The 22,223-nt window shown below is 55.7% G+C and carries 15 protein-coding genes; 11 read left to right on the top strand and 4 right to left on the bottom strand.

Features of this window, described 5'->3' with window-relative positions:
- Window positions 1-295 precede the first annotated feature (295 nt).
- The 5 genes from glgB (at window position 296) to glgP (ending at window position 9,812) form a co-directional block, all read left to right on the top strand.
- Complete coding sequence (gene glgB / locus WH277_RS02915) at window positions 296-2,482, top strand: 1,4-alpha-glucan branching enzyme (protein WP_133846635.1); 2,187 nt, start codon at window positions 296-298, stop codon at window positions 2,480-2,482.
- Complete coding sequence (gene glgX, locus WH277_RS02910) at window positions 2,479-4,464, top strand: glycogen debranching protein GlgX (protein WP_133846636.1); 1,986 nt, start codon at window positions 2,479-2,481, stop codon at window positions 4,462-4,464. Before glgB ends, glgX begins: the two co-directional genes overlap by 4 nt.
- Before the next feature lie 12 nt (window positions 4,465-4,476).
- A complete protein-coding gene (gene glgC, locus WH277_RS02905) occupies window positions 4,477-5,763 on the top strand; it encodes a glucose-1-phosphate adenylyltransferase (RefSeq protein ID WP_133846637.1) in 1,287 nt (428 codons plus the stop codon).
- A gap of 146 nt (window positions 5,764-5,909) precedes the next feature.
- Entirely contained in the window at window positions 5,910-7,343 is a 1,434-nt protein-coding gene (gene glgA, locus WH277_RS02900; RefSeq protein ID WP_133846638.1) for a glycogen synthase GlgA, read from the top strand.
- 21 nt (window positions 7,344-7,364) lie between these two features.
- The gene (gene glgP / locus WH277_RS02895; RefSeq protein WP_133846639.1) at window positions 7,365-9,812 is read left to right on the top strand and encodes a glycogen phosphorylase; all 2,448 of its coding nucleotides are present in this window, start codon (window positions 7,365-7,367) and stop codon (window positions 9,810-9,812) included.
- A gap of 116 nt (window positions 9,813-9,928) precedes the next feature.
- Here glgP and glpD read toward each other — a convergent pair whose 3' ends face one another.
- Window positions 9,929-11,440: a glycerol-3-phosphate dehydrogenase gene (glpD, locus tag WH277_RS02890; RefSeq protein ID WP_133846640.1), complete on the bottom strand. Its 1,512-nt coding sequence runs from the start codon at window positions 11,438-11,440 to the stop codon at window positions 9,929-9,931.
- A gap of 238 nt (window positions 11,441-11,678) precedes the next feature.
- Between glpD and glpE the strand changes: the two genes are divergently transcribed.
- From glpE to malQ, 5 genes are all read left to right on the top strand, one after another.
- On the top strand, window positions 11,679-12,002 hold the full coding sequence (gene glpE / locus WH277_RS02885; RefSeq protein ID WP_133846641.1) for a thiosulfate sulfurtransferase GlpE: 324 nt from the start codon (window positions 11,679-11,681) through the stop codon (window positions 12,000-12,002).
- Window positions 12,003-12,102: 100 nt separating this feature from the next.
- Entirely contained in the window at window positions 12,103-12,921 is an 819-nt protein-coding gene (gene glpG, locus WH277_RS02880; protein WP_133846642.1) for a rhomboid family intramembrane serine protease GlpG, read from the top strand.
- 12 nt (window positions 12,922-12,933) lie between these two features.
- Window positions 12,934-13,692 carry a DeoR/GlpR family transcriptional regulator gene (locus WH277_RS02875; RefSeq protein ID WP_133846643.1) on the top strand — a complete coding sequence of 253 codons (759 nt, stop codon included), beginning with the start codon at window positions 12,934-12,936 and terminating at the stop codon, window positions 13,690-13,692.
- Between the two features lie 298 nt (window positions 13,693-13,990).
- On the top strand, window positions 13,991-16,423 hold the full coding sequence (gene malP, locus WH277_RS02870; protein ID WP_339504292.1) for a maltodextrin phosphorylase: 2,433 nt from the start codon (window positions 13,991-13,993) through the stop codon (window positions 16,421-16,423).
- Window positions 16,404-18,476 carry a 4-alpha-glucanotransferase gene (gene malQ, locus WH277_RS02865; protein WP_133846645.1) on the top strand — a complete coding sequence of 691 codons (2,073 nt, stop codon included), beginning with the start codon at window positions 16,404-16,406 and terminating at the stop codon, window positions 18,474-18,476. Before malP ends, malQ begins: the two co-directional genes overlap by 20 nt.
- A gap of 95 nt (window positions 18,477-18,571) precedes the next feature.
- On the opposite strand, the gene fabF is transcribed toward malQ, so the two are convergent.
- From fabF to gntX, 3 genes are all read right to left on the bottom strand, one after another.
- Window positions 18,572-19,855, bottom strand: a complete 1,284-nt coding sequence (gene fabF, locus WH277_RS02860) for a beta-ketoacyl-ACP synthase II (RefSeq protein WP_133846646.1) — start codon at window positions 19,853-19,855, stop codon at window positions 18,572-18,574.
- A 169-nt stretch (window positions 19,856-20,024) separates the two neighbouring features.
- Entirely contained in the window at window positions 20,025-20,600 is a 576-nt protein-coding gene (gene nfuA, locus WH277_RS02855; protein WP_133846647.1) for a Fe-S biogenesis protein NfuA, read from the bottom strand.
- A gap of 58 nt (window positions 20,601-20,658) precedes the next feature.
- Window positions 20,659-21,342: a DNA utilization protein GntX gene (gene gntX / locus WH277_RS02850; protein ID WP_133846648.1), complete on the bottom strand. Its 684-nt coding sequence runs from the start codon at window positions 21,340-21,342 to the stop codon at window positions 20,659-20,661.
- 35 nt (window positions 21,343-21,377) lie between these two features.
- Here gntX and bioH point away from each other — a divergent pair, with 35 nt between their 5' ends.
- Window positions 21,378-22,154, top strand: a complete 777-nt coding sequence (gene bioH / locus WH277_RS02845; RefSeq protein ID WP_133846649.1) for a pimeloyl-ACP methyl ester esterase BioH — start codon at window positions 21,378-21,380, stop codon at window positions 22,152-22,154.
- Window positions 22,155-22,223: the final 69 nt, after the last annotated feature.

The following is a 22,223-nucleotide window of genomic DNA, read 5'->3' as shown; positions in this document are numbered from 1 at the left end:
GGGTCTGACGTTCCTGTCTCACGCCTTTAAAGCAATAAACTTTGATCTGAAAGAAATATTTTTACGCTTTCATCCATGGCTATTGTTTTCCCCTGGCTATGCTTAAAAAGCCACAGTTCCTAAAACATTATTTTTTTTCACTTCGTTATTTTATTGCACGCTGCGGCGGTTTTTACCCAGTGGAAGGTTACCTCTGCCGGTCAGTGTGTTTTGGGCTCAATGAAGAGCAGTGCATTGGCGATACCCGAATCGGGGATTCCGCCAGTCGACTGCCGATCATCACGGGAAGAAAGTCATGTCAGAGCTTATGGATCGTCGTGTGATTAACGCTTTAGTCTCTGGTCATTTTGCTGACCCCTTTTCTTTACTGGGCATGCACAAGACCGACAAGGGTCTTGAAGTGCGTGCTCTGTTACCGGACGCCAGCGAAGTCTGGGTGATTGAAACCAGTACGGGCAATAAATGTGTGCAGCTGGTGTGCCTCGATTCTCGCGGTTTTTTTCAGGGGGTGATCCCCAAACGTAAAACTCCGTTTCGCTATCAACTGGCCGTCACCTGGCACGGCCAGCAAAATTTAATCGACGATGCTTACCGCTTTGGTCCACTGCTGCCGGAAATGGACAGCTGGCTGCTGGCGGAAGGGACCCATCTGCGGCCTTATGAAACCCTGGGTGCGCATGGCGATGTGATTGACGGTGTGATTGGCACCCGCTTTGCCGTCTGGGCGCCGAATGCTCAGCGCATCTCTGTGGTCGGTGAATTTAACTTTTGGGATGGACGTCGGCATCCGATGCGCCTGCGGCGTGAAATTGGTATCTGGGAGTTGTTTATCCCGGGCGCCACGCAGGGGCAGCTTTATAAGTTCGAGATTATCGACCATCAGGGACAACTGCGCCTGAAAGCCGACCCTTACGCGTTTGAGGCGCAGATGCGTCCGCAAACGGCCTCTATGATTTGCGGTATTCCAGAGAAAACCACTCTGTCACCGGAGCGCCAGCGTGCGAACGGTTTTGACGCACCGATCTCGATTTATGAAGTGCACCTCGGCTCCTGGCGCCGCCACACGGATAACCACTTCTGGTTGAGTTACAAAGAGCTGGCAGAACAACTGGTGCCTTATGCCAAAGAGATGGGCTTTACCCATCTGGAGCTATTGCCCATCAATGAGCATCCATTCGACGGGAGCTGGGGTTATCAGCCACTGGGAATGTATGCCCCAACGCGCCGTTTCGGCACTCGCGATGATTTCCGTGCCTTTATTACGGCGGCCCACAATGCCGGGCTGAACGTGCTGCTGGACTGGGTTCCCGGCCACTTTCCATCGGATGATTTTGGTCTGGTGAAGTTTGATGGCACGGAGCTGTATGAACATGGCGACCCGCGCGAAGGCTTTCACCAGGACTGGAACACGCTGATCTATAACTTTGGTCGCCGTGAGGTGAGTAATTATCTGGCGGGGAATGCACTCTACTGGATCGAGCGTTTCGGCATTGATGGCCTGCGGGTGGATGCGGTGGCATCCATGATTTACCGCGACTACAGCCGCGCCGAAGGCGAATGGGTGCCGAATCATGTTGGCGGGCGTGAGAATTTCGAGGCGATCTCTTTCCTGCGCTACACCAACCGAACGCTGGGCCATGCTGCCCCCGGTTCGATTACCGTGGCGGAGGAGTCAACGGACTTTGATGGCGTGTCACGACCGCCGGAAATGGGCGGCCTGGGCTTTTGGTTTAAATGGAACCTCGGCTGGATGCACGACACCCTCGACTACATGAAGCTCGATCCGATCTACCGCCGCCATCATCACAATCTGATGACGTTCGGTATGCTTTACAACTACACCGAAAACTTCGTGCTGCCGCTGTCCCACGATGAAGTGGTTCACGGCAAGAAGTCGATTCTGGACCGCATGCCGGGTGACACCTGGCAGAAGTTCGCCAACCTGCGTGCCTATTACGGCTGGATGTTTGGCTTCCCGGGTAAAAAGCTGTTGTTTATGGGTAATGAGTTCGCTCAGGGCAAAGAGTGGAACCACGATACCAGCCTGGACTGGCATCTGCTGGAAGGGGAAGACAACTGGCATAACGGCGTGCAGCGTCTGGTGCGCGACCTGAATCATACCTACCAGGCACAGACGCCGCTGCATCAACTCGATTTCGACCCGGCCGGGTTTGAATGGCTGGTGGTGGATGACTTTGATAACTCGGTGTTTGTCTTTGTGCGCCGCGATCGCGATGGCAATGAACTAATCGTCGCCAGTAACTTTACCCCGGTGCAGCGTGAAAGCTATCGCTTTGGCGTGTCGGGTGCCGGGCGCTGGCGCGAAGTGCTAAACACCGACTCCGGCCATTATCACGGCGGTAACAACGGCAACCTGGGAACGGTCAGCACCGATGACTGGGGCAGCCATAACCGCAGTCACTCTCTCAGTCTGACGCTGCCTGCGCTCTCGACGCTGTGGCTGGTACGGGAGGCAGAATGACATCACTCCGTGAGGGACTTCCAGCACCGCGCGGTGCCCACTATGACGGCAAAGGGGTGAACTTTACCCTGTTCTCGCAGCATGCTGAACGCGTGGAGCTTTGTCTGTTTGATGCCAGTGGCACGGAGACGCGTGTGGATCTTCCTTCACGGAGTGGCGACATCTGGCACGGCTACCTCCCCGGCGGTAAACCGGGCCAGCGTTATGGTTATCGCGTGCATGGTCCGTGGCAGCCGCAGCAGGGGCAACGTTTTAATCCGGCGAAGCTGTTGCTCGACCCCTGCGCACACGAAGTGCTGGGTGAAGTCACGGACGACCCTTGTTTCCAGTGTGGGGTGCAGCAGCCGGATCCCCTTGATAGCGGGCCGCTGGCACCGAAAAGTGTGGTGCTGGCCGATGATTTTGACTGGGACGAGGATGCGCCACCGCGCGTGCCCTGGGGCAGTACCGTGATTTATGAGGCCCACGTACGTGGTCTGACAAAGCTGCATCCGGATATCCCGGAAGCGATACGCGGCACTTACGCGGCGCTGGGGCATCCGGTGATGATCGACTACTTTCAGCGACTGGGGATCACCAGTCTGGAGCTGTTGCCAGTGGCCTGCTTCGCCAGTGAACCGCGCTTACTGCGGATGGGATTGAGTAATTACTGGGGCTACAACCCGCTGGCCTGCTACGCGCTGGAAGCGCGCTACGCCTCCGGCCAGCACCAGCTGCATCCGCGTCAGGAGTTCCAGCAGGCTGTGAAGGCGCTGCATCAGGCTGGCATAGAAGTGATTCTTGATGTGGTGTTTAACCACAGCGCAGAGCTGGAGGAGACTGGCCCCACGCTGTCGATGCGCGGCGTCGATAATCAGAGCTACTACTGGCTGGACGGGCAGGGGGAATATCAGAACTGGACCGGCTGTGGCAACACGCAGAATCTCAGCCACCCGCAGGTGATGGCGTGGATGCTCGACTGCCTGCGCTACTGGGTAGAAGAGTGCCATGTCGATGGCTTCCGCTTTGACCTGGCCACCGTACTGGGGCGCACGCCGGACTATCATCAGGATGCGCCATTGTTTCAGGCGATTGCAGCCGATCCTGTGCTGTCAGGCTGCAAGCTGATTGCCGAACCCTGGGATATCGGCATCGGGGGTTATCAGGTCGGCAATTTTCCTCCACCGTTCGCCGAATGGAATGACCATTTTCGCGATGCTACGCGGCGTTACTGGCTGCATGGCGAGTTGTCCAACGGCGACTTTGCACGGCGTTTTGCCGGGTCGAGCGATATCTTCGATCGTGGCGGCCGACGGCCCTCCAGCAGTATCAACCTTATCACTGCCCACGACGGTTTTACCCTGCGAGATGTGGTCAGTTATGAACATAAACATAACGAAGCGAACGGCGAAGATAACCGTGATGGCAGCAACAATAACTTCAGCCATAACCACGGCGTGGAAGGATTACAGGCGCCGTTACTGATTATGGAACACCGCCGTCGTAGCGTGCATGCCCTGTTGGCCACGCTGCTGCTGGCGCAGGGGACGCCGATGTTACTGGCCGGGGACGAACACGGGCACAGCCAGCACGGCAACAATAATGCTTACTGCCAGGACAATCCGCTGACATGGTTCAACTGGCAGCAGCACGATCGCGGACTGTTTGCTTTCACTGCCGCACTGATCCATCTGCGCCGCCGTATTCCGGCGTTGCAGCAGGATCGCTGGTGGCAGGACGGTGATGGCAATGTGGAGTGGCTGAACGACCAGGGACAGCCGTTGACCACTGAGCAGTGGGAGCAGGGGGCGCATCGTTTGCAGATCAGGCTTTCACAGCACTGGTTACTGACGATCAACGCCACCGAAGAAGTGTATGACCTGGTGTTACCTGAAGGGAAATGGCATGCCATTCCTCCCTTTGCCGGGGATGATAACCCGATTCTGTCAACGGTCTGGCATGGAGCCGCCCACGGTGTGTGCGTGTTCCAGGAACAATCATAATAGGAATCAGACATGGTCAAATTAGATAAGAACGACCCTGTAATGCTGGCAAGGCAACTCCCTACACAAACTGTTGCGCTGATCCTTGCGGGTGGACGCGGTACGCGTCTGAAAGACCTGACCGCCAAGCGTGCGAAACCGGCCGTTCACTTCGGCGGCAAGTTTCGCATTATCGATTTTGCGCTTTCCAACTGTCTGAACTCCGGCATTCGACGTATTGCGGTGATCACCCAGTATCAGTCGCACACGTTGGTACAGCATATCCAGCGCGGCTGGTCCTTCCTCAATGAAGAGATGAACGAGTTCGTCGATCTGCTGCCTGCGCAGCAACGCCTTTCCACCGACCACTGGTATCGCGGCACCGCCGATGCGGTAACGCAGAACCTCGATATCATTCGTCGCTACCGTGCGCAGTACATCGTGATCCTGGCCGGGGACCACATCTACAAGATGGACTACTCGCGCATGCTGATCGATCACGTAGAAAACGGTGCGCGCTGCACCATTGCCTGTCTGCCGGTGCCGCTGGAGGAAGCCAGTTCCTTCGGCGTGATGAAGGTGGATGATGATAACAAGGTGGTTGAGTTCCTTGAGAAACCGGAGAACCCACCCTCAATGCCTGGCGACAGCAGCCGGGCGTTAGCCAGCATGGGTATCTATGTTTTTGATGCCGAATATCTTTTCGGCCTGCTGGAAGTCGATCAGGCGTTACCGGAGTCGAGCCATGATTTCGGTAAAGATTTGCTGCCGAAAATTGTCGCCAGTGGTGAAGCTCTGGCGCACTCTTTCAGTCTCTCCTGCGTTCAGCATGATGAGACGGCAGAACCTTACTGGCGCGATGTCGGCACGCTGGAAGCCTACTGGAAAGCCAATCTTGACCTCGCTTCTGTGATGCCAGAACTGGATATGTATGACAGTACCTGGCCGATCCGCACCCATATGGAACCGTTGCCGCCGGCGAAGTTTGTGCAGGATCGCTCCGGTAGTCACGGGATGACAATGAATTCGCTGGTGTCAGGGGGCTGCATTATCTCTGGTTCAGTGGTAGTGAACTCGGTGCTGTTCTCCCGGGTTCGAATTAACTCCTTCTGCAATATTGAGTCATCGGTATTACTGCCGGATGTAGAGGTGGGACGTTCCTGCCGTCTGCGACGTTGTGTGATAGACCGTGCCTGCGTACTGCCAGAAGGAACGGTGATTGGCGAAAATCCGGATGATGATGCCCGGCGTTTCCACCGATCGGAAGAAGGGATCGTTCTTGTCACCAGGACCATGCTGGCGAAGCTTGGCTGGCGATAGCACACACGTAATCCAAAATAATTGAAGTTGCATCCAGGCGGCAAGAGAACGAGTCCCGATGAGCTTACTCAGGTAAGTGATTCGGGTGAGTGAACGCAGCCAACACAGAGGCAGCTTCAAGTATGAAGGATAAAAAGGAGCCGATAATGCAGGTGCTACACGTCTGTTCAGAAATTTTCCCGCTGCTGAAAACCGGCGGACTTGCTGATGTTATTGGGGCATTACCGGCGGCGCAAATCGCAGAAGGCACGGATACAAGGGTGTTGTTGCCGGCCTTTCCGGCGCTGAAGAAAGCCATTACACCGACTCAGGTGGTGGCGAAGCTGCAAACATTTGCCGGTGATGTGGAGCTACACTTTGGTCATTTTGATGGCGTCGGCATTTATCTGATCGATGCTCCCGGCCTGTATGATCGGCCCGGCAGTCCGTATCACGATGAGTCGCAGTACGCCTACGCCGATAACCATCTGCGCTTTGCGCTGCTGGGATGGATTGGCTGTGAGCTGGCGTGTGGGCTGGATAACTGGTGGCGACCGGATGTGGTGCATGCCCATGACTGGCACGCGGGGCTGGCCTGTGCCTATCTTGCGGCGCGTGGTCGCCCGGCAAAATCGGTGTTTACGGTCCACAATCTGGCGTATCAGGGGTTGTTTGAAGCGCGGCATCTGGATCTGCTTCAGCTTCCGCCTTCCTTCTTCAATATGCACGGGCTGGAGTTCTACGGGCAGATCTCATTCCTTAAGGCCGGGCTGTTCTATGCCGATCATATCACGGCCGTCAGCCCGACTTACGCACGTGAAATCACGCTGCCTGAGTTTGGTTACGGTATGGAAGACTTGCTGAAACAGCGCCAGCTGGAAGGGCGGCTGACCGGGATACTCAACGGTGTTGATCCGGCTATCTGGGATCCGGAGCAGGATCTGCTACTGAATGCGCGCTATAACCGTGATGTGCTGGATGCCAAGCTGGAGAACAAACGGCAGTTGCAGATCACCATGGGATTAAAGATCGACGACAAAGCGCCGGTCTTTGCTGTGGTCAGCCGTTTAACGAAGCAGAAAGGGCTGGATCTGGTGCTGGAAGCTCTGCCGGGGCTGCTGGAGCAGGGCGGTCAGCTGGTGTTACTGGGTGCAGGGGATGCAGAACTGCAACAGGGGTTCCTTGCTGCGGCTGCCGAGTATCCAGGCCAGGTGGGCGTGCAAATCGGCTATCACGAAGCCTTCTCGCACCGCATTATTGGTGGCGCTGATGTGATTATGGTGCCGAGCCGTTTTGAGCCCTGTGGTCTGACACAGCTCTACGGATTGAAATACGGCACGCTGCCGCTGGTGCGGCGTACCGGAGGGCTGGCAGATACGGTGAATGACAGCTCACTGGAAAATCTGGCTGACGGTATCGCCAGCGGTTTTAGTTTTGAAGACAGTAATGCCTGGTCGTTATTACGTGCAATTCGACGTGCTTTTGTTCTCTGGTCCCGTCCTTCGTTGTGGCGCTATGTTCAGCGTCAGGCAATGGGGATGGATTTTAGCTGGCAGGTGGCTGCAGTGGCCTACCGCGATCTCTATCAACGTTTGTTGTAACCAGAAAATGGGAAATTTGATATGAACGCACCGTTCTCCTATGCCTCACCGACGCTCAGTGTCGATGCACTCAAGCACTCAATTGCCTATAAGCTGATGTTCACCATTGGCAAAGACCCGTCTATTGCTAATAAGCACGAGTGGCTGAACGCCACCTTGCTGGCCGTGCGCGATCGTATGGTCGAGCGCTGGCTGCGATCGAACCGTGCCCAGTTGTCTCAGGATGTGCGTCAGGTGTATTACCTGTCGATGGAGTTTCTGGTGGGACGCACGCTGTCCAATGCGCTGCTGGCGATGGGCATCTACGACGATGCAAAATCGGCGCTGGAAGAGATGGGCTTCGACCTTGAGGAGCTGATTGAAGAAGAGAGCGATCCGGGGTTGGGTAACGGCGGCCTCGGTCGTCTTGCTGCCTGTTTTCTGGATTCCCTTGCCACGCTCGGTCTGCCGGGACGCGGCTACGGCATCCGCTACGAGTACGGCATGTTCAAACAGAATATCGTTGATGGTCGCCAGGCGGAGTCACCGGATTACTGGCTGGAATATGGGAATCCCTGGGAATTCCAGCGTTTTAACACCCGCTACAAGGTGCGTTTCGGTGGCCGTATTCAGCAGGAAGGCAGCCGCGCACGCTGGGTAGAGACCGAAGAGGTGCTGGCCACCGCCTACGATCAAATTATCCCGGGTTACGATACGGATGCCACCAATACCCTGCGGCTATGGGGCGCGCAGGCCAGTAATGAAATCAATCTCGGGAAGTTTAACCAGGGCGATTACTTTGCGGCGGTGGAAGATAAAAACCATTCGGAAAATGTGTCGCGCGTGCTCTATCCCGATGACTCGACCTATTCCGGGCGTGAATTGCGTCTGCGGCAGGAGTACTTCCTGGTGTCAGCCACGGTTCAGGATATCCTTCATCGTCACTGGGCGATGCACCAGACCTTTGATAACCTGGCCGATAAAATTGCCCTGCATCTTAATGATACCCACCCGGTGCTGGCGATCCCGGAACTGATGCGCGTGCTGATCGATGAGAACAAATTTACCTGGGATGACGCCTTTGAAGTCACCTGCCAGGTGTTCTCCTACACCAACCACACGCTGATGCAGGAAGCGCTGGAGACCTGGCCGGTGGATATGATCGGTAAAATTTTGCCGCGTCATCTGCAAATTATCTTCGACATCAATGACTACTTCCTGAAAACCATCCAGGAATATTACCCGGATGACTGGGAGCTGCTGTCGCGTATTTCCATTATTGATGAGAACAACGGTCGCCGTATTCGTATGGCCTGGCTGGCGGTGGTGGTCAGTCATAAAGTGAATGGCGTCTCTGAGCTGCACTCGAATCTGATGGTTCAGTCGTTGTTTGCTGACTTTGCCAAACTGTTCCCTGGCCGTTTTTGCAACAAAACTAACGGCGTGACGCCGCGTCGCTGGCTGGCACTGGCGAACCCGGCGCTCTCCGATGTGCTGGATGAGACGATTGGTCGTACCTGGCGTACCGAACTGAGCCAGTTGGATGAGCTGAAACAGCATATTGACTATCCGAACTTTATTGAGCAGGTGGCGAATGCCAAACTGAAAAATAAAAAACGTCTGGCGGCTTACATCAGCCAAAAAATGGATGTGGTGATCGATCCGCGTGCGATGTTTGATGTGCAGATTAAGCGTATCCACGAGTACAAACGCCAGTTGCTGAATGTTTTGCACGTCATCACCCGCTATAACCGCATCAAAGCCGATCCGACGGCCGATTGGGTGCCCAGGGTCAATATCTTCGCCGGGAAAGCCGCCTCAGCGTATTACACCGCAAAACACATCATTCATTTGATCAACGATGTGGCGAAGGTGATCAACAACGATCCGCAGGTGAAAAATAAACTGAAGGTGGTGTTTATTCCTAACTACGGCGTGAGTCTGGCGCAGATCATTATTCCGGCGGCCGATCTCTCCGAGCAGATTTCACTGGCGGGCACCGAAGCGTCCGGCACCAGTAATATGAAATTTGCACTCAACGGCGCACTGACGATTGGTACGCTGGACGGAGCAAACGTCGAGATGTTGGATCACGTGGGTGAAGAGAATATCTTTATCTTCGGTAACACCACACCGCAGGTCGAAGCGCTGCGCAACAGTGGCTATAACTCCCACACTTTCTATGAGGAGGATGCCGAACTGCATCAGGTCCTGATACAGATCGCCACCGGAGTATTCAGCCCTCAGGAGCCTGGGCGTTATCGCAATATCTTTGATTCACTGGTTAATCTTGGGGACCACTACCAGCTGCTGGCCGATTATCGCAGCTACGTGGATACTCAGGATAAGGTCGATAAGCTGTATCGTAATCAGGAAGAGTGGACGCGCTGTGCGGTACACAACATTGCCAATATGGGATATTTCTCGTCGGACAGGACCATTCAGGAGTATGCGGATGAGATCTGGGGGATTAAACCGATAAGATTGTAATCAGAGCCGGAAAGGGCGAGGCATGCCTCGCCCCTACGAATCATGTACGGGCCGGGCATGCCAACCCGCTGCGCCCCGCCATAACGTAGGGGTCGGGCATGCCCGACCCGCTGATATTACGATGCCAACGACAGCGCGGCCGGTTTCTTACCGTGTTCGGTCAGCCACGCGGTCACTCGCGCCTGCTGCTCATCGTTCAACCACATCCCTTCTTTGGTACGACGCCAGATAGCATCGTCGGTCACGCGTACCCATTCGTGCTCAACCAGGTAACGCAGTTCCGCTTCATAGAAGTGGTGACCAAACAGCTCACCCAGATCCTCAAGAGAGGTCGCGTCTTTCAGCAGCAGTTCTGTATTACTGCCGTAAGTTCGCGCGTAGTGGCGTGCCATCGCCTCGGTAATAAACGGGAAGCGGCGACGCAGGGTCGCGGCATAATCTTCACGTGTTCCGGCAAAGTTGCCACCCGGTAGTACACAGCTTTTGGTCCATGCCGCACCGATACTTGGGTAGTACTTGCTCAGTTTCTCCATCGCGTGCTCTGCCAGCTTACGATAGGTGGTCAGCTTACCGCCGAACACGGAAAGCAGCGGTGCCTGGCCGGCATCATCATGCACATCCAGCGTGTAATCGCGGGTAATCGCCTGCGGAGAATCTGACTCGTCGTCACACAGCGGACGCACGCCGGAGTAAGTCCAGACGATATCGTCACGGCCCAGATCTTTCTTGAAGTGGGCATTAAACACTTTCAGCAGGTAGTCGACTTCGTTATCGTCGATTTTCACATTCTGCGGATCGCCTTTGTACTCAACGTCGGTGGTGCCGATAATTGAGAATTCATCCATCCACGGAATGACGAAGACAATACGGTTATCTTCGTTTTGCAGAATATAAGCCTGCTTCTGGGTGTGTACACGTGGTACCACGATATGGCTGCCTTTGATCAGGCGGATGCCATACGGCGACTTCAGCTTCAGGCTGTCATCAAACAGCTGTTTAACCCACGGACCGGCAGCATTCACCAGGCCTTTGGCGCGCCAGGTAAAGGTTTTGCCACTGTCGATATCTTCAGCTTCCACGATCCACAGGCCGTTTTCACGCCAGGCGCGCGTCACGCGAGTACGGGTGCGAACTTCACCGCCACGCTTCTCAATTTCCTGCGCGTTAAGCACCACCAGGCGGGCATCATCCACCCAGCAGTCAGAATATTCGAAACCGCGCACGATTTCCGGCTTCAGCACCGAGTCTGAGCCAAAACGCAAACCCTTACTGCCCGGCAGGCTGGTACGTTTACCCAGGTGGTCGTACATAAACAGACCCACGCGGATCATCCAGGCTGGACGCAGGTGCGGGCGGTGCGGCAGACGGAAACGCATAGGGAAAGCGATGTGTGGTGCCATTTTCAGCAGCACTTCACGTTCGGCAAGCGCTTCACTTACCAGGCGGAATTCATAGTGCTCCAGGTAACGCAGGCCACCGTGGATAAGTTTTGAACTGGCAGAAGAGGTGGCGCAGGCGAGATCTTGCGCCTCCAGCATCAATACTGACAGGCCGCGCCCGGCAGCATCAGCCGCAATGCCAGCACCGTTAATACCGCCGCCGATTACGATCAGGTCTTTGGTTTCCACGTCATCTCCTCCGATGTTCGGAATCTTTCACTAATGTTCGTTTTCGAGCATTATACTAATCGGAAACCAACATTGATGCTAGCGTTAACCTAATAAAAACAATTATGCGTGATGCAGGTAACATATTTGCTGCAAGAAAAAGTTTATCTCCCTGCTAACTCCCGGGTTATTGTGCGCCGCCTTCAGGCTACAATGGGGGTAATTTGGTCACTTTTTTAGCTTTTGACGAGAACCCACCATGGAACAATTTGAGTGCATCAACGTACAGCAGGCGCAGCAGAAACTCTCTGAAGAGAATGCGTTGCTGGTTGATATTCGCGACCCTCAGAGTTTTGCTGCTGCCCATGCCAGCGGCGCTTTTCATCTGACTAACGATTCACTGCCTGCTTTTATCTCCCAGGCGGCGTTAACGACCCCGGTGCTGGTGATGTGCTACCACGGCAACAGCAGTAAAGGTGCAGCGCAATTCCTGCTCAGTCAGGGGTTCACGGCGGCTTACAGTATTGATGGCGGATTTGACGCCTGGCGTGCCGCTTTCCCGCAGCAGGTCGACGCACTCTGACGCCTCTCTTGTCACCGCTCGCGCTTTCCCCTGCAACCGGTAAGGGGAAATCGTTATACTCTCGGTTTGTCTGGTCTGACTGAAAGGAAGTCGCTTCTCTATGCGCATCACCCATTTTACTCATCTGCGCCCGGCGCAGGCGTTTGTCGATTACATGGCGACGCGCGGCGTGACGTTGCGCGTTGAGCACGATAATGGTTACACCCTGTGGCTGGATGATGAATCGCAGCTGACAGTGGTCGAAAACGAACTCAACCAGTTTATTCGTGACCCTAACCACGCGCGCTATCAGGCGGCCAGCTGGACCTCGGGCACGACAGACAGCGGCATTCACTATCAGCATGTTTCACTGCTGGATAATCTGCGTGAACGTGCTGGCGTCCTCACGCTGACGGTGATGGCAGCCTGCGTGCTGGTCTTTATCCTGATGCAGGTGCTCGGTGATGGCGCCGTGATGCGCCTGCTCTCCTGGCCTGATGCAGACCAGCACTTTGAACTGTGGCGCTGGTTCTCACATGCCTTACTGCATTTCTCGCTGCTGCATATTCTGTTTAACCTGATGTGGTTTTGGTATCTTGGCGGCACGCTGGAAAAGCGGCTCGGCAGCGGCAAGCTGTTCGTGATTATGCTGATATCCGCGCTGCTCAGCGGCTGGATGCAGGCGAAGTTCAGCGGTGTGCTGTTTGGTGGGCTTTCCGGTGTGGTCTACGCCCTGATGGGCTATTCCTGGCTGAGCGGTGAGCGCAGCCCTGAGCGCGGGATCTTTCTGCAACGCGGATTGATGGCCTTTGCGGTTTTGTGGCTGCTGGTGGGGTATTTCGGTTGGTTTGGTTTGTCGATTGCCAATGCAGCGCACGTTACCGGGCTGCTGGTTGGGCTGGCGATGGCCTTTGTCGATACGCGTCATAAAAAAAGCTAAAAGGAGAACAGCGTGAAGCAGACACAACGACATGACGCCATCATTGAGCTGGTGCGCCGTCAGGGATATGTCAGTACCGAAGAGCTGGTAGAGCACTTTGATGTCAGCCCGCAGACCATTCGTCGCGACTTAAACGATCTGGCCGAGCAAAACAAAATTCAGCGCCATCATGGCGGTGCCGCGTTACCCTCCAGTTCGGAAAACACCGCCTGGCAGGACCGTAAGATGATGTGGTCGGCAGAGAAAGCGCGTATTGCTCAGCGTGTTGCCAGCCAGATCCCCGATGGCGCCTCGCTGTTTATTGATATCGGCACCACTCCGGAAGCGGTGGCGCATGCGCTCATGAACCACAGTAATCTGCGTATCGTCACTAATAACCTGAACGTTGCGGTGTTGCTGATGGCGAAACCCGATTTTCGCCTGATCCTGGCCGGGGGCGAAGTGCGTACCCGTGATGGCGGCATTATGGGCGAAGCGACGCTCGATTATATTTCTCAGTTCCGCCTCGATTACGGCATTCTGGGGATTAGCGGTATCGATATGGACGGCTCCCTGCTGGACTTCGACTACCATGAAGTGCGCACCAAGCGCGCGATAATCGAGAATTCCCGCTGTGTGATGCTGGTGGCAGACCACTCTAAATTTGGCCGCAACGCGATGGTTAACCTGGGCAATATGGGGTTGATCGATTACCTGTTTACCGACCAGGCACCGCCACCGAGTGTCATGAAAACGATCGAACAGCACGAAGTTCATCTGGAACTCTGCTAGCCCGGCCGGGGCGATCTAAAAAAAGGTCGCCCGCTACTGGCACGTTTAACGAATTCACTCATACTCAGATCAGTCTCTTTTTTTCACCTCCTATTCCCATTCTGGGCGTGCAGCCTGTTCTGCACCCTATTGCCGCGCGCTTTATCCGGGCAGCCCAGCCCGGTTAGTTGTCTCCCTCTAGTTGTTTACTTGCTTTTTTTTCGCTCATCGCATTCTGCGGTGAGCTTTTTTTCGTTTTGCCGTCTTAACTGTAAGGTGCCTTCAGTCACATTTTGCCCACCTGTTTAAGAGGGATTATATGTTGCAACAGAAATTCAATAAGGCGCGCTTTGATGCGGCGTTGACGCGTCAGTGGCAGCATCTTGGTTATACACGTGCCGCAGACATGACTGCCCACCAGTGGTGGCAGGCGATCAGCGGTGCGCTGGCAGAACTGCTGGCGGCAAAGCCGGTGACGAAATCCGTGAAAAAGCAGCGCCACGTTAACTATATTTCTATGGAGTTTCTGATTGGCCGCCTGACCGGGAATAATCTGCTGAATCTGGGCTGGTATGACGAGGTTAAAGCGGCACTGGCAGAGCATCAGCGCGATCTCAGTGAACTGCTGGAAGAAGAAGTTGATCCTGCTCTGGGTAATGGTGGGCTGGGGCGGCTGGCCGCCTGCTATCTGGATTCGATGGCCACGGTGGGGCAGCCGGCTACGGGTTATGGGCTAAATTATCAATACGGTTTATTCCGCCAGTCGTTTGACGACGGTCAGCAGATTGAAGCACCGGATGACTGGCAGCGTGAGCGTTATCCATGGTTTCGCCACAATGCGGCGCTGGATGTGAATGTCGGCATCGGCGGGACGGTAATCAAAAATGCCGATGGCCAGCTGGCGTGGCATCCGGCGTTTACTCTGCGCGGCGAAGCCTGGGATCTGCCGGTGACCGGCTACCGTAACGGCGTTGTACAGCCACTGCGTCTGTGGCAGGCCTCCCATGCTCATCCGTTCGACCTCACGCTGTTTAATGACGGTAAGTTTCTCGCGGCCGAGCAGCAGGGTATTGATGCGGCGAAGCTGACCAAAGTGCTGTACCCCAACGATAACCATCAGGAAGGAAAGCGCCTGCGCCTGATGCAGCAATACTTCCAGTGTGCCTGTTCGGTGGCCGACATTCTGCGTCGCCATCACCTTGCTGGGCGCAGCGTGCATACGTTGCCGGACTATGAGGTGATTCAGCTTAATGATACCCACCCGACCATCGCCATTCCCGAGATGCTGCGTGTGCTGCTGGATGAGCACCAGTTAAGCTGGGACGATGCCTGGGCCATCACCCGTCAGACCTTCGCCTACACTAACCACACCCTGATGCCGGAAGCGCTGGAGCGCTGGGATGAACGGCTGGTACGCAGCCTGCTGCCACGCCATTTCACGTTGATTAAAGAGATCAACCGACGCTTTAAAAAGGTGGTCGAGAAACAGTGGCCAGGGGATGAAGCCGTTTGGGCGAAACTGGCGGTGGTGCACGATAAACAGGTGCGCATGGCCAATCTTTGCGTGGTCAGCGGTTTTGCTGTGAATGGTGTGGCTGCGCTGCACTCTGAACTGGTGGTGAAAGACCTGTTCCCGGAATATCACCTGCTGTGGCCGGAGAAATTCCATAACGTTACCAATGGCATCACGCCGCGTCGCTGGCTGAAGCAGTGTAATCCGGCGCTGGCGGCGTTGATCGATGACACGCTTAACGTTGAGTGGGCGAACAATCTGGAGGCGCTGAAAGGGCTGGAAGCCTTTGCCGACAATAAAGCATTCCGCAAACAGTATCGACAGATTAAACGCGCCAACAAGCTGCGCCTGGCTGAGTACATTGTGCAGCGCACTGGCATTGTGGTGAACCCGGATGCCTTGTTCGATGTACAGATCAAACGCCTGCATGAGTACAAACGCCAGCATCTTGGCCTGATGCATATCCTCTCTCTCTATAAACGGCTGCGCGACGACCCGAAACTGGATGTGGTGCCGCGTGTGTTCCTGTTTGGCGCCAAAGCCGCACCGGGTTACTACCTGGCGAAGAATATTATTTATGCCATTAATAAGGTGGCGGAGAAGATCAACAACGATCCGCTGGTGGGCGACAAGCTGAAGGTGGTGTTCATTCCGGATTATCGCATTACGGCGGCTGAGTTGATGATCCCGGCAGCCGATCTGTCAGAACAGATCTCCACTGCCGGATATGAAGCCTCCGGTACAGGCAATATGAAGCTGGCGCTGAATGGTGCGCTGACCGTAGGTACGCTCGACGGGGCCAACGTTGAAATCGCTGAACAGGTGGGTGAAGAGAATATCTTTATCTTTGGCAATACGGTGGACCAGGTCAAGGCGCTGAAAGCCAGTGGCTATCAGCCGCTGAAGTTACGCAAAAAAGATAAACATCTTGATAGCCTGTTGAAAGAGCTGGAGAAAGGATTTTTCAGTGATGGCGATAAACACGCGTTCGACATGATGCTGCACAGCCTGGGCAAAGGGGGCGATCCGTGGCTGGTGCTGGCCGACTTCGCCAGTTACTGCGAAGCACAGCTGAAGGTGGAAGCGCTGTACCGTGACCAGGAGGCCTGGACGAAAGCGGCTATTCTGAATACGGCCCGCACCGGGATGTTCAGCTCCGATCGTTCGATTCGGGATTACCAGCAGCGTATCTGGCAGGCAAAACGGCCCGGGAGAGGCGATGGACTTAAAAAAGCGTGAGCAGGCCGCTACGGCGGCGGGTATTGCTTCGAAATATATTAATGCACGCGGGCAGCCGGAAGCGGTGAGCGCCGGGACGCGCGAAAAGCTGCTTGAGGCAATGGCCGCCGTTCCTGATAGGGGAAATGCACCATTGCCACCCTGTCGTGTGCTGCTGAAAAAACGGACTCAACAGCTTCAGGTGGGGGGAAAAGGGAATTATCAGTGGCAATTTGACAGTGAGCAGGGGAAAACCCACCAGGGGTCTGTGTCTGGTGGAGAGGTGCTGACGCTGCCGGCGAATCTGCCAGAAGGTTATCATCATCTGTTGCTCACGCAGGGGAAAAAACAGTGGCCGTGCCGGATTATTGTGGCACCAAAACGCTGCTATGAGCCTGCAGAGTTAAAGCGCGGCGACAAACTGTGGGGCGCCTGCGTGCAGCTCTATACGCTGCGATCGGCCCAGAACTGGGGCATCGGTGACTTCGGCGATTTGAAGCACATGGTCAGCGAAATCGCCACACGTGGCGGCGCATTTATTGGTCTCAATCCGATTCACGCGCTTTATCCTTCCCTGCCTGAAAATGCCAGTCCTTACAGCCCGTCGTCACGGCGCTGGCTCAATGTGATGTACATCGATGTGGCTGCCGTGCCGGATTTCCAGCACAGCAAGGCCGCACAGCGCTGGTGGCAGAAAAAGAGCACCCAGACGGCGTTACACACTGCACGCGATGCTGACTGGGTGGATTATGCGCGGGTGGGGGCATTAAAAATTCAGGGGCTACGTCATGCCTGGTCGCAGTTCACCGCACGTGATGCGCAGGACGCCAGCGTGCAGCACTTTGAGGCCTTTATCAACGCCGGGGGAGAAAGCCTGTTAAACCAGGCCGCCTTTGATGCCCTGCACTGCGCTATGCTGAAGGACGATCCTGCTCGCTGGGGCTGGCCGGTATGGCCTGAAAATGTACAGCAGGGCGATAGCGAGGCGGTGCAGCAGTTTTGCCGTGAGCAGCAGGATGAAGTGCGTTTCTGGTCATGGCTGCAATGGCTGGCGAATCGTCAGTTTGATGCGTGCTGGCAGTGTTGCCAGCAGCACCAGATGCCAGTGGGGCTTTACCGGGATTTAGCCGTGGGCGTGGCGGAAGGCGGCGCCGAAACCTGGTGCGATCGTGAACTCTACCGGTTGAAAGCTTCCGTTGGCGCGCCGCCGGATATCCTCGGCCCGCTGGGGCAAAACTGGGGATTGCCGCCGATGGACCCGCACGTGATGGCGGCGCGTGGCTACCAACCGTTTATCGACCTGCTGCGGGCGAATATGGCGAGCTGCGGCGCACTGCGCATCGATCATGTGATGTCGCTGTTGCGCCTGTGGTGGATCCCTTACGGTGAAACGGCCAACTTCGGTGCCTATGTCCACTATCCGGTGGATGACTTAATGGCAATCCTCGCGTTGGAAAGTCAGCGCCATCAGTGCATGGTGATCGGTGAGGATCTTGGTACTGTACCGACGGAAATTGTCAGTAAACTGCGCGACAGTGGTATCTATTCGTGGAAGGTTCTCTACTTCGAGCAGGAGAGTGGGGATCGTTACCGGGCACCCTCCGTTTGGCCACGCCAGTCTATGGCGAGTGCGACGACCCATGACCTGCCGACGCTGCGTGGCTTCTGGAGTGCCGGGGATCTGACTCTGGGTGAAACGCTGGGTATTTATCCTGACAAGCTGGTCCTCAAAGGGTTGTTTGAGCATCGCGTCCGCCAGAAACAGGCATTGCTGGAGGCATTGCATCGTCATCACTGTGTGCCAAAAAGCTGTGGTAAACGGGCGGACAGGCTGGCGATGACAACGGTGCTCAATCGTGGATTACAGCGTTTTATTGCCGACAGCAACAGCGCACTGCTGGGGCTGCAACCAGAGGACTGGCTGAATATGGCCGATCCGGTGAATGTACCGGGCACCACCGATCAGTATCCCAACTGGCGGCGTAAACTGAGCGTCACGCTGGAGGCCATGTTTGCCGATGATCGCGTTAATCGCTTAATTAAGGATATCGATAAACGACGTAAAGCCCCGTAATAATCGTGCGAGGCATGCCTCGCCGTATCAACTATTGCCGCATCACGTAGGGGTCGGGCTTGCCCGACCCGTTTCTCTTGCGGTCCGCCCGGCGCTTACGGCGTAAAGGCTTTAAAAATCACCGAACCGTTTACACCACCAAAACCGAAACCGTTAACCAGCACGCTGCGGATGGTCATCTGCTGCGCACTGTTTTTAACGATGTTCAGCCCTTCAGCAGCACTGTCCAGCTGTGTGATATTCAGCGAAGGTGGCGCAATCTGCTGACGCATTGCCATCAGTGAGAAGATCGCCCCCACAGCCCCGGCGGCGCCCAGCAGATGCCCGGTGGCGGATTTGGTTGAGGAGATCGCCGTGTGAGCGCCTTCACCCAGTACCCGACGCAGCGCATTGATTTCGGCAAGATCGCCGACCGGCGTCGAGGTAGAGTGCGCGTTGATATAATCGATATCGCGCCCTGTTATCCCTGCCTGCTGGAGCGCAATGGTCATCGCACGCGCAGCGCCTTCTCCATCTTCCGGCCCGGAAGTGATGTGGTAAGCATCCGAGGTGGTGCCATAACCGACCACTTCACCAAGGATTGTGGCGCCACGCGCCTGAGCACGGGTCAATTCCTCCAGTACCAGCATCCCGGCACCTTCTCCCATCACAAAACCATCACGTGCCTGGTCGAACGGGCGCGAAGCCTGCTCAGGATGGTCGTTAAAGGCTGTTGATAGCGCGCGGGCGGCCTGGAAGCCCCCGAGTGAAACCGGATTGATGCAAGATTCACAGCCACCCACCACGGCGATATCCGCATCATCAAAACGGATGGCGCGGAAACCGTCACCGATACTTTGAATGCTGGCCGCGCAAGCGGAAACGGGTGTTCCCAGCATGCCCTTGAAGCCATATTTGATCGCCACGTGTGACGCCGCGAGATTGGCGATAAACGACGGAATGGTAAACGGGGACAGTTTACGGCTGCCTTTTTCTGCCACGGTTTTGACCGCATTGCTGATGGCATGAAAACCGCCAATGCCGGTGGCAATAATGGTGGCGGTGCGCAGACGTGCGGTTTCCGATAGATTATGTAAGCCGGCCTGCGTGATGGCTTCTTCGGCCGCTGCCAGCGCCAGATGAATAAAGCGGTCCGCTTTACGCTGCTCTTTCACCGGAATAAGCGCAGCAATATCAAAACCGTGCTGCGGGTCTTGTTCGATGGAGGGAACCTGCCCACCCACGCGGATGGCCGTATCGCCATAGGCCTCTTCAGGAAGATGACGAATCCCGGACTGACCGGCGATCAGCCGTTGCCAGCTACCGTCTACGCCATTACCGAGCGGGCTGATTAAGCCCATACCTGTGATCACGACTCTTCTGCCAATATTGTTCAACATGATGACCTGTAGGTTGCGAAAACAGGTTTCAGTGTACACGTGTAAGCTGAAAAATCCAGCGTCAATCACGCCAGGGAAAATTAAACAGGCAGTCGGGGGAAAATTAAACCGGGGGCGTGAAATCGCGGGGAAAGAAAAGAGAAGGGGCCGGATATCCGGCCCCAGGTCATCAGTAGAACGAATGCTCACCGCGTTCGTGTTCTGTCAGGTCGCGTACGCCTTTCAGTTCAGGGAACGCTGCCAGCATCTCTTTCTCGATGCCTTCTTTCAGGGTCACATCGACCATGGAACAGCCGTTACAGCCGCCGCCAAATTGCAGAATAGCGAAACCTTCGTCGGTGATTTCCATCAGGGAAACTTTACCGCCGTGGCTCGCCAGCTGTGGGTTGATCTGGGCCTGCAACAGGTACTCAACACGCTCAATTAACGGGGCATCTTCGTTAACTTTACGCATTTTGGCGTTCGGTGCTTTCAGCGTCAGCTGTGAACCCAGGTTATCGGTCACAAAGTCGATTTCAGCGTCTTCCAGATAGGGTGCGCTGAGGGCATCAACATAGGCCGACAGCAGGGGAAACTTCAGTTCAGTATCCGTTGCTTCTACTGCATCGGGTGGGCAGTAGGAAACACCGCACTCGGCAGTCGGTGTACCCGGATTAATCACGAATACACGAATTTGGGTGCCATCTTCCTGCTTTGACAGCAGTTTTGCGAAGTGCTCTTGTGCAGAGTCGGTAATTAGGATCATGGCGATTGCTCAATAGTTAACTAATTTCATTGGTTATAATACGCCCATCACCGACGCTCTACAAGGTTCGGCACAGGCACCAGATCTGTACGCTGGCAGCACCCCTGGCCAGCAGAATGCGGCTTATCTCTGCGACGGTACTGCCCGTGGTGACCACATCATCTAATAAGGTGATATGCAGCCCGCGCACATCAATTTCAAGTGTAAACGCGCCGCGTAAGTTTTTACGCCGCGCCAGAGCGCCCAGACGGTGCTGAATACGCCCCGCACGTATACGTGTGATGGCTCGGGGTAAATAACGACATTGCGTCCAGCGTGCCAGACAGTGAGCCATATCCTCTAACTGATTATAGCCGCGTTGCCACGCCCGGCGATGATGCAGTGGGACCGTCAGCAATACATCCGGACGATGCAGCCCGCTTTCACGCCGTTGCATTAACCAGCATAGCAGTATCAACCGGGCCAGCATTACCGCAAGTGCGGTGGTGCGATAAAACTTTAGCCGGTTTACGAGCTGGCTGAGCGGTGGTTGCCAGGGCGTGACGAACACCAGCCACTGCCAGGGAGGTGGGCTGTGCAGGCAGCGGCCGCATTCACGGGTTGTTTCGCCGCTGGGCAGTCCACAGCGTGGGCAACCACCGCGCATCGCCAGAAGGTGGCGTAAACAAACGGTGCACAAGCCGTGCTGTGCAAGGCTGAGCGGCATCAGACATAGCCAACAGCCTGCTGGCATTGGTAGCATGGCGACCTCGTAATTTAAATACAGGACGATAACCGATGACGGTGCTTCACTGGGAGACTATTGGACAGGGCGATCGCCATCTTGTGCTGCTGCACGGATGGGGGTTGAACGCCGGGGTGTGGCATTGCATTAGCGAGCGGCTCAGCGCACATTTTTGTCTGCATCTGGTGGATCTTCCCGGTTATGGTCACAGCCAGGGATTCCCGGCAATGACGCTCGATGAGATGGCGGCAGCTGTGCTGGCGCAGGCCCCTGAGCAGGCCATCTGGCTGGGCTGGTCGCTGGGTGGCCTGGTTGCCAGCCAGGTGGCGCTGAATGCGCCGCAGCGGGTGCGTGGTCTGGTCAGCGTGGCATCCTCACCGCGTTTCAGTGCGGAAACCGATTGGCCCGGCATAAAACCGGAAACGCTGACCTCATTTCAGCACCAGTTGAGTGAGGATTTCCAGCGCACCGTGGAGCGGTTTCTCGCGTTACAAACCCTGGGGACGGACAGCGCTCGCCAGGATGCCCGGGCATTGAAAAGCGTGGTGTTTGAGCGACCGGTACCTGCGGTTGAAGTCCTGAACGGCGGGCTGGAAATTCTCAAGACGGCAGACGTGCGCCAGGCGCTCGCCGCGCTGTCCATACCATTTTTACGCCTGTATGGGGCGCTGGATGGCTTAGTACCACGAAAAATTGTCCCGCTGCTTGATGATGCCTGGCCAGCCAGTACCAGCCATATTATTGAGAAAGCGGCCCATGCGCCTTTTATCTCGCATCCGGCCGATTTTTGTCAGCAGATTATCGATTTCAGTGAGAACGTCAGGCCCTGAGGAGCGCCATCTCTGGGCAACTGAGCGGGGGAGGCAGAGTGGCGTTACGTATTGCAACAATTCACTGCG

It is taken from the genome of Erwinia sp. MYb416, from assembly GCF_037479575.1.
GTDB lineage: Bacteria > Pseudomonadota > Gammaproteobacteria > Enterobacterales > Enterobacteriaceae > Erwinia > Erwinia rhapontici.
Note: the sequence above shows the minus strand (reverse complement) of the source record. Positions and strands in the feature narration are given on the sequence as shown.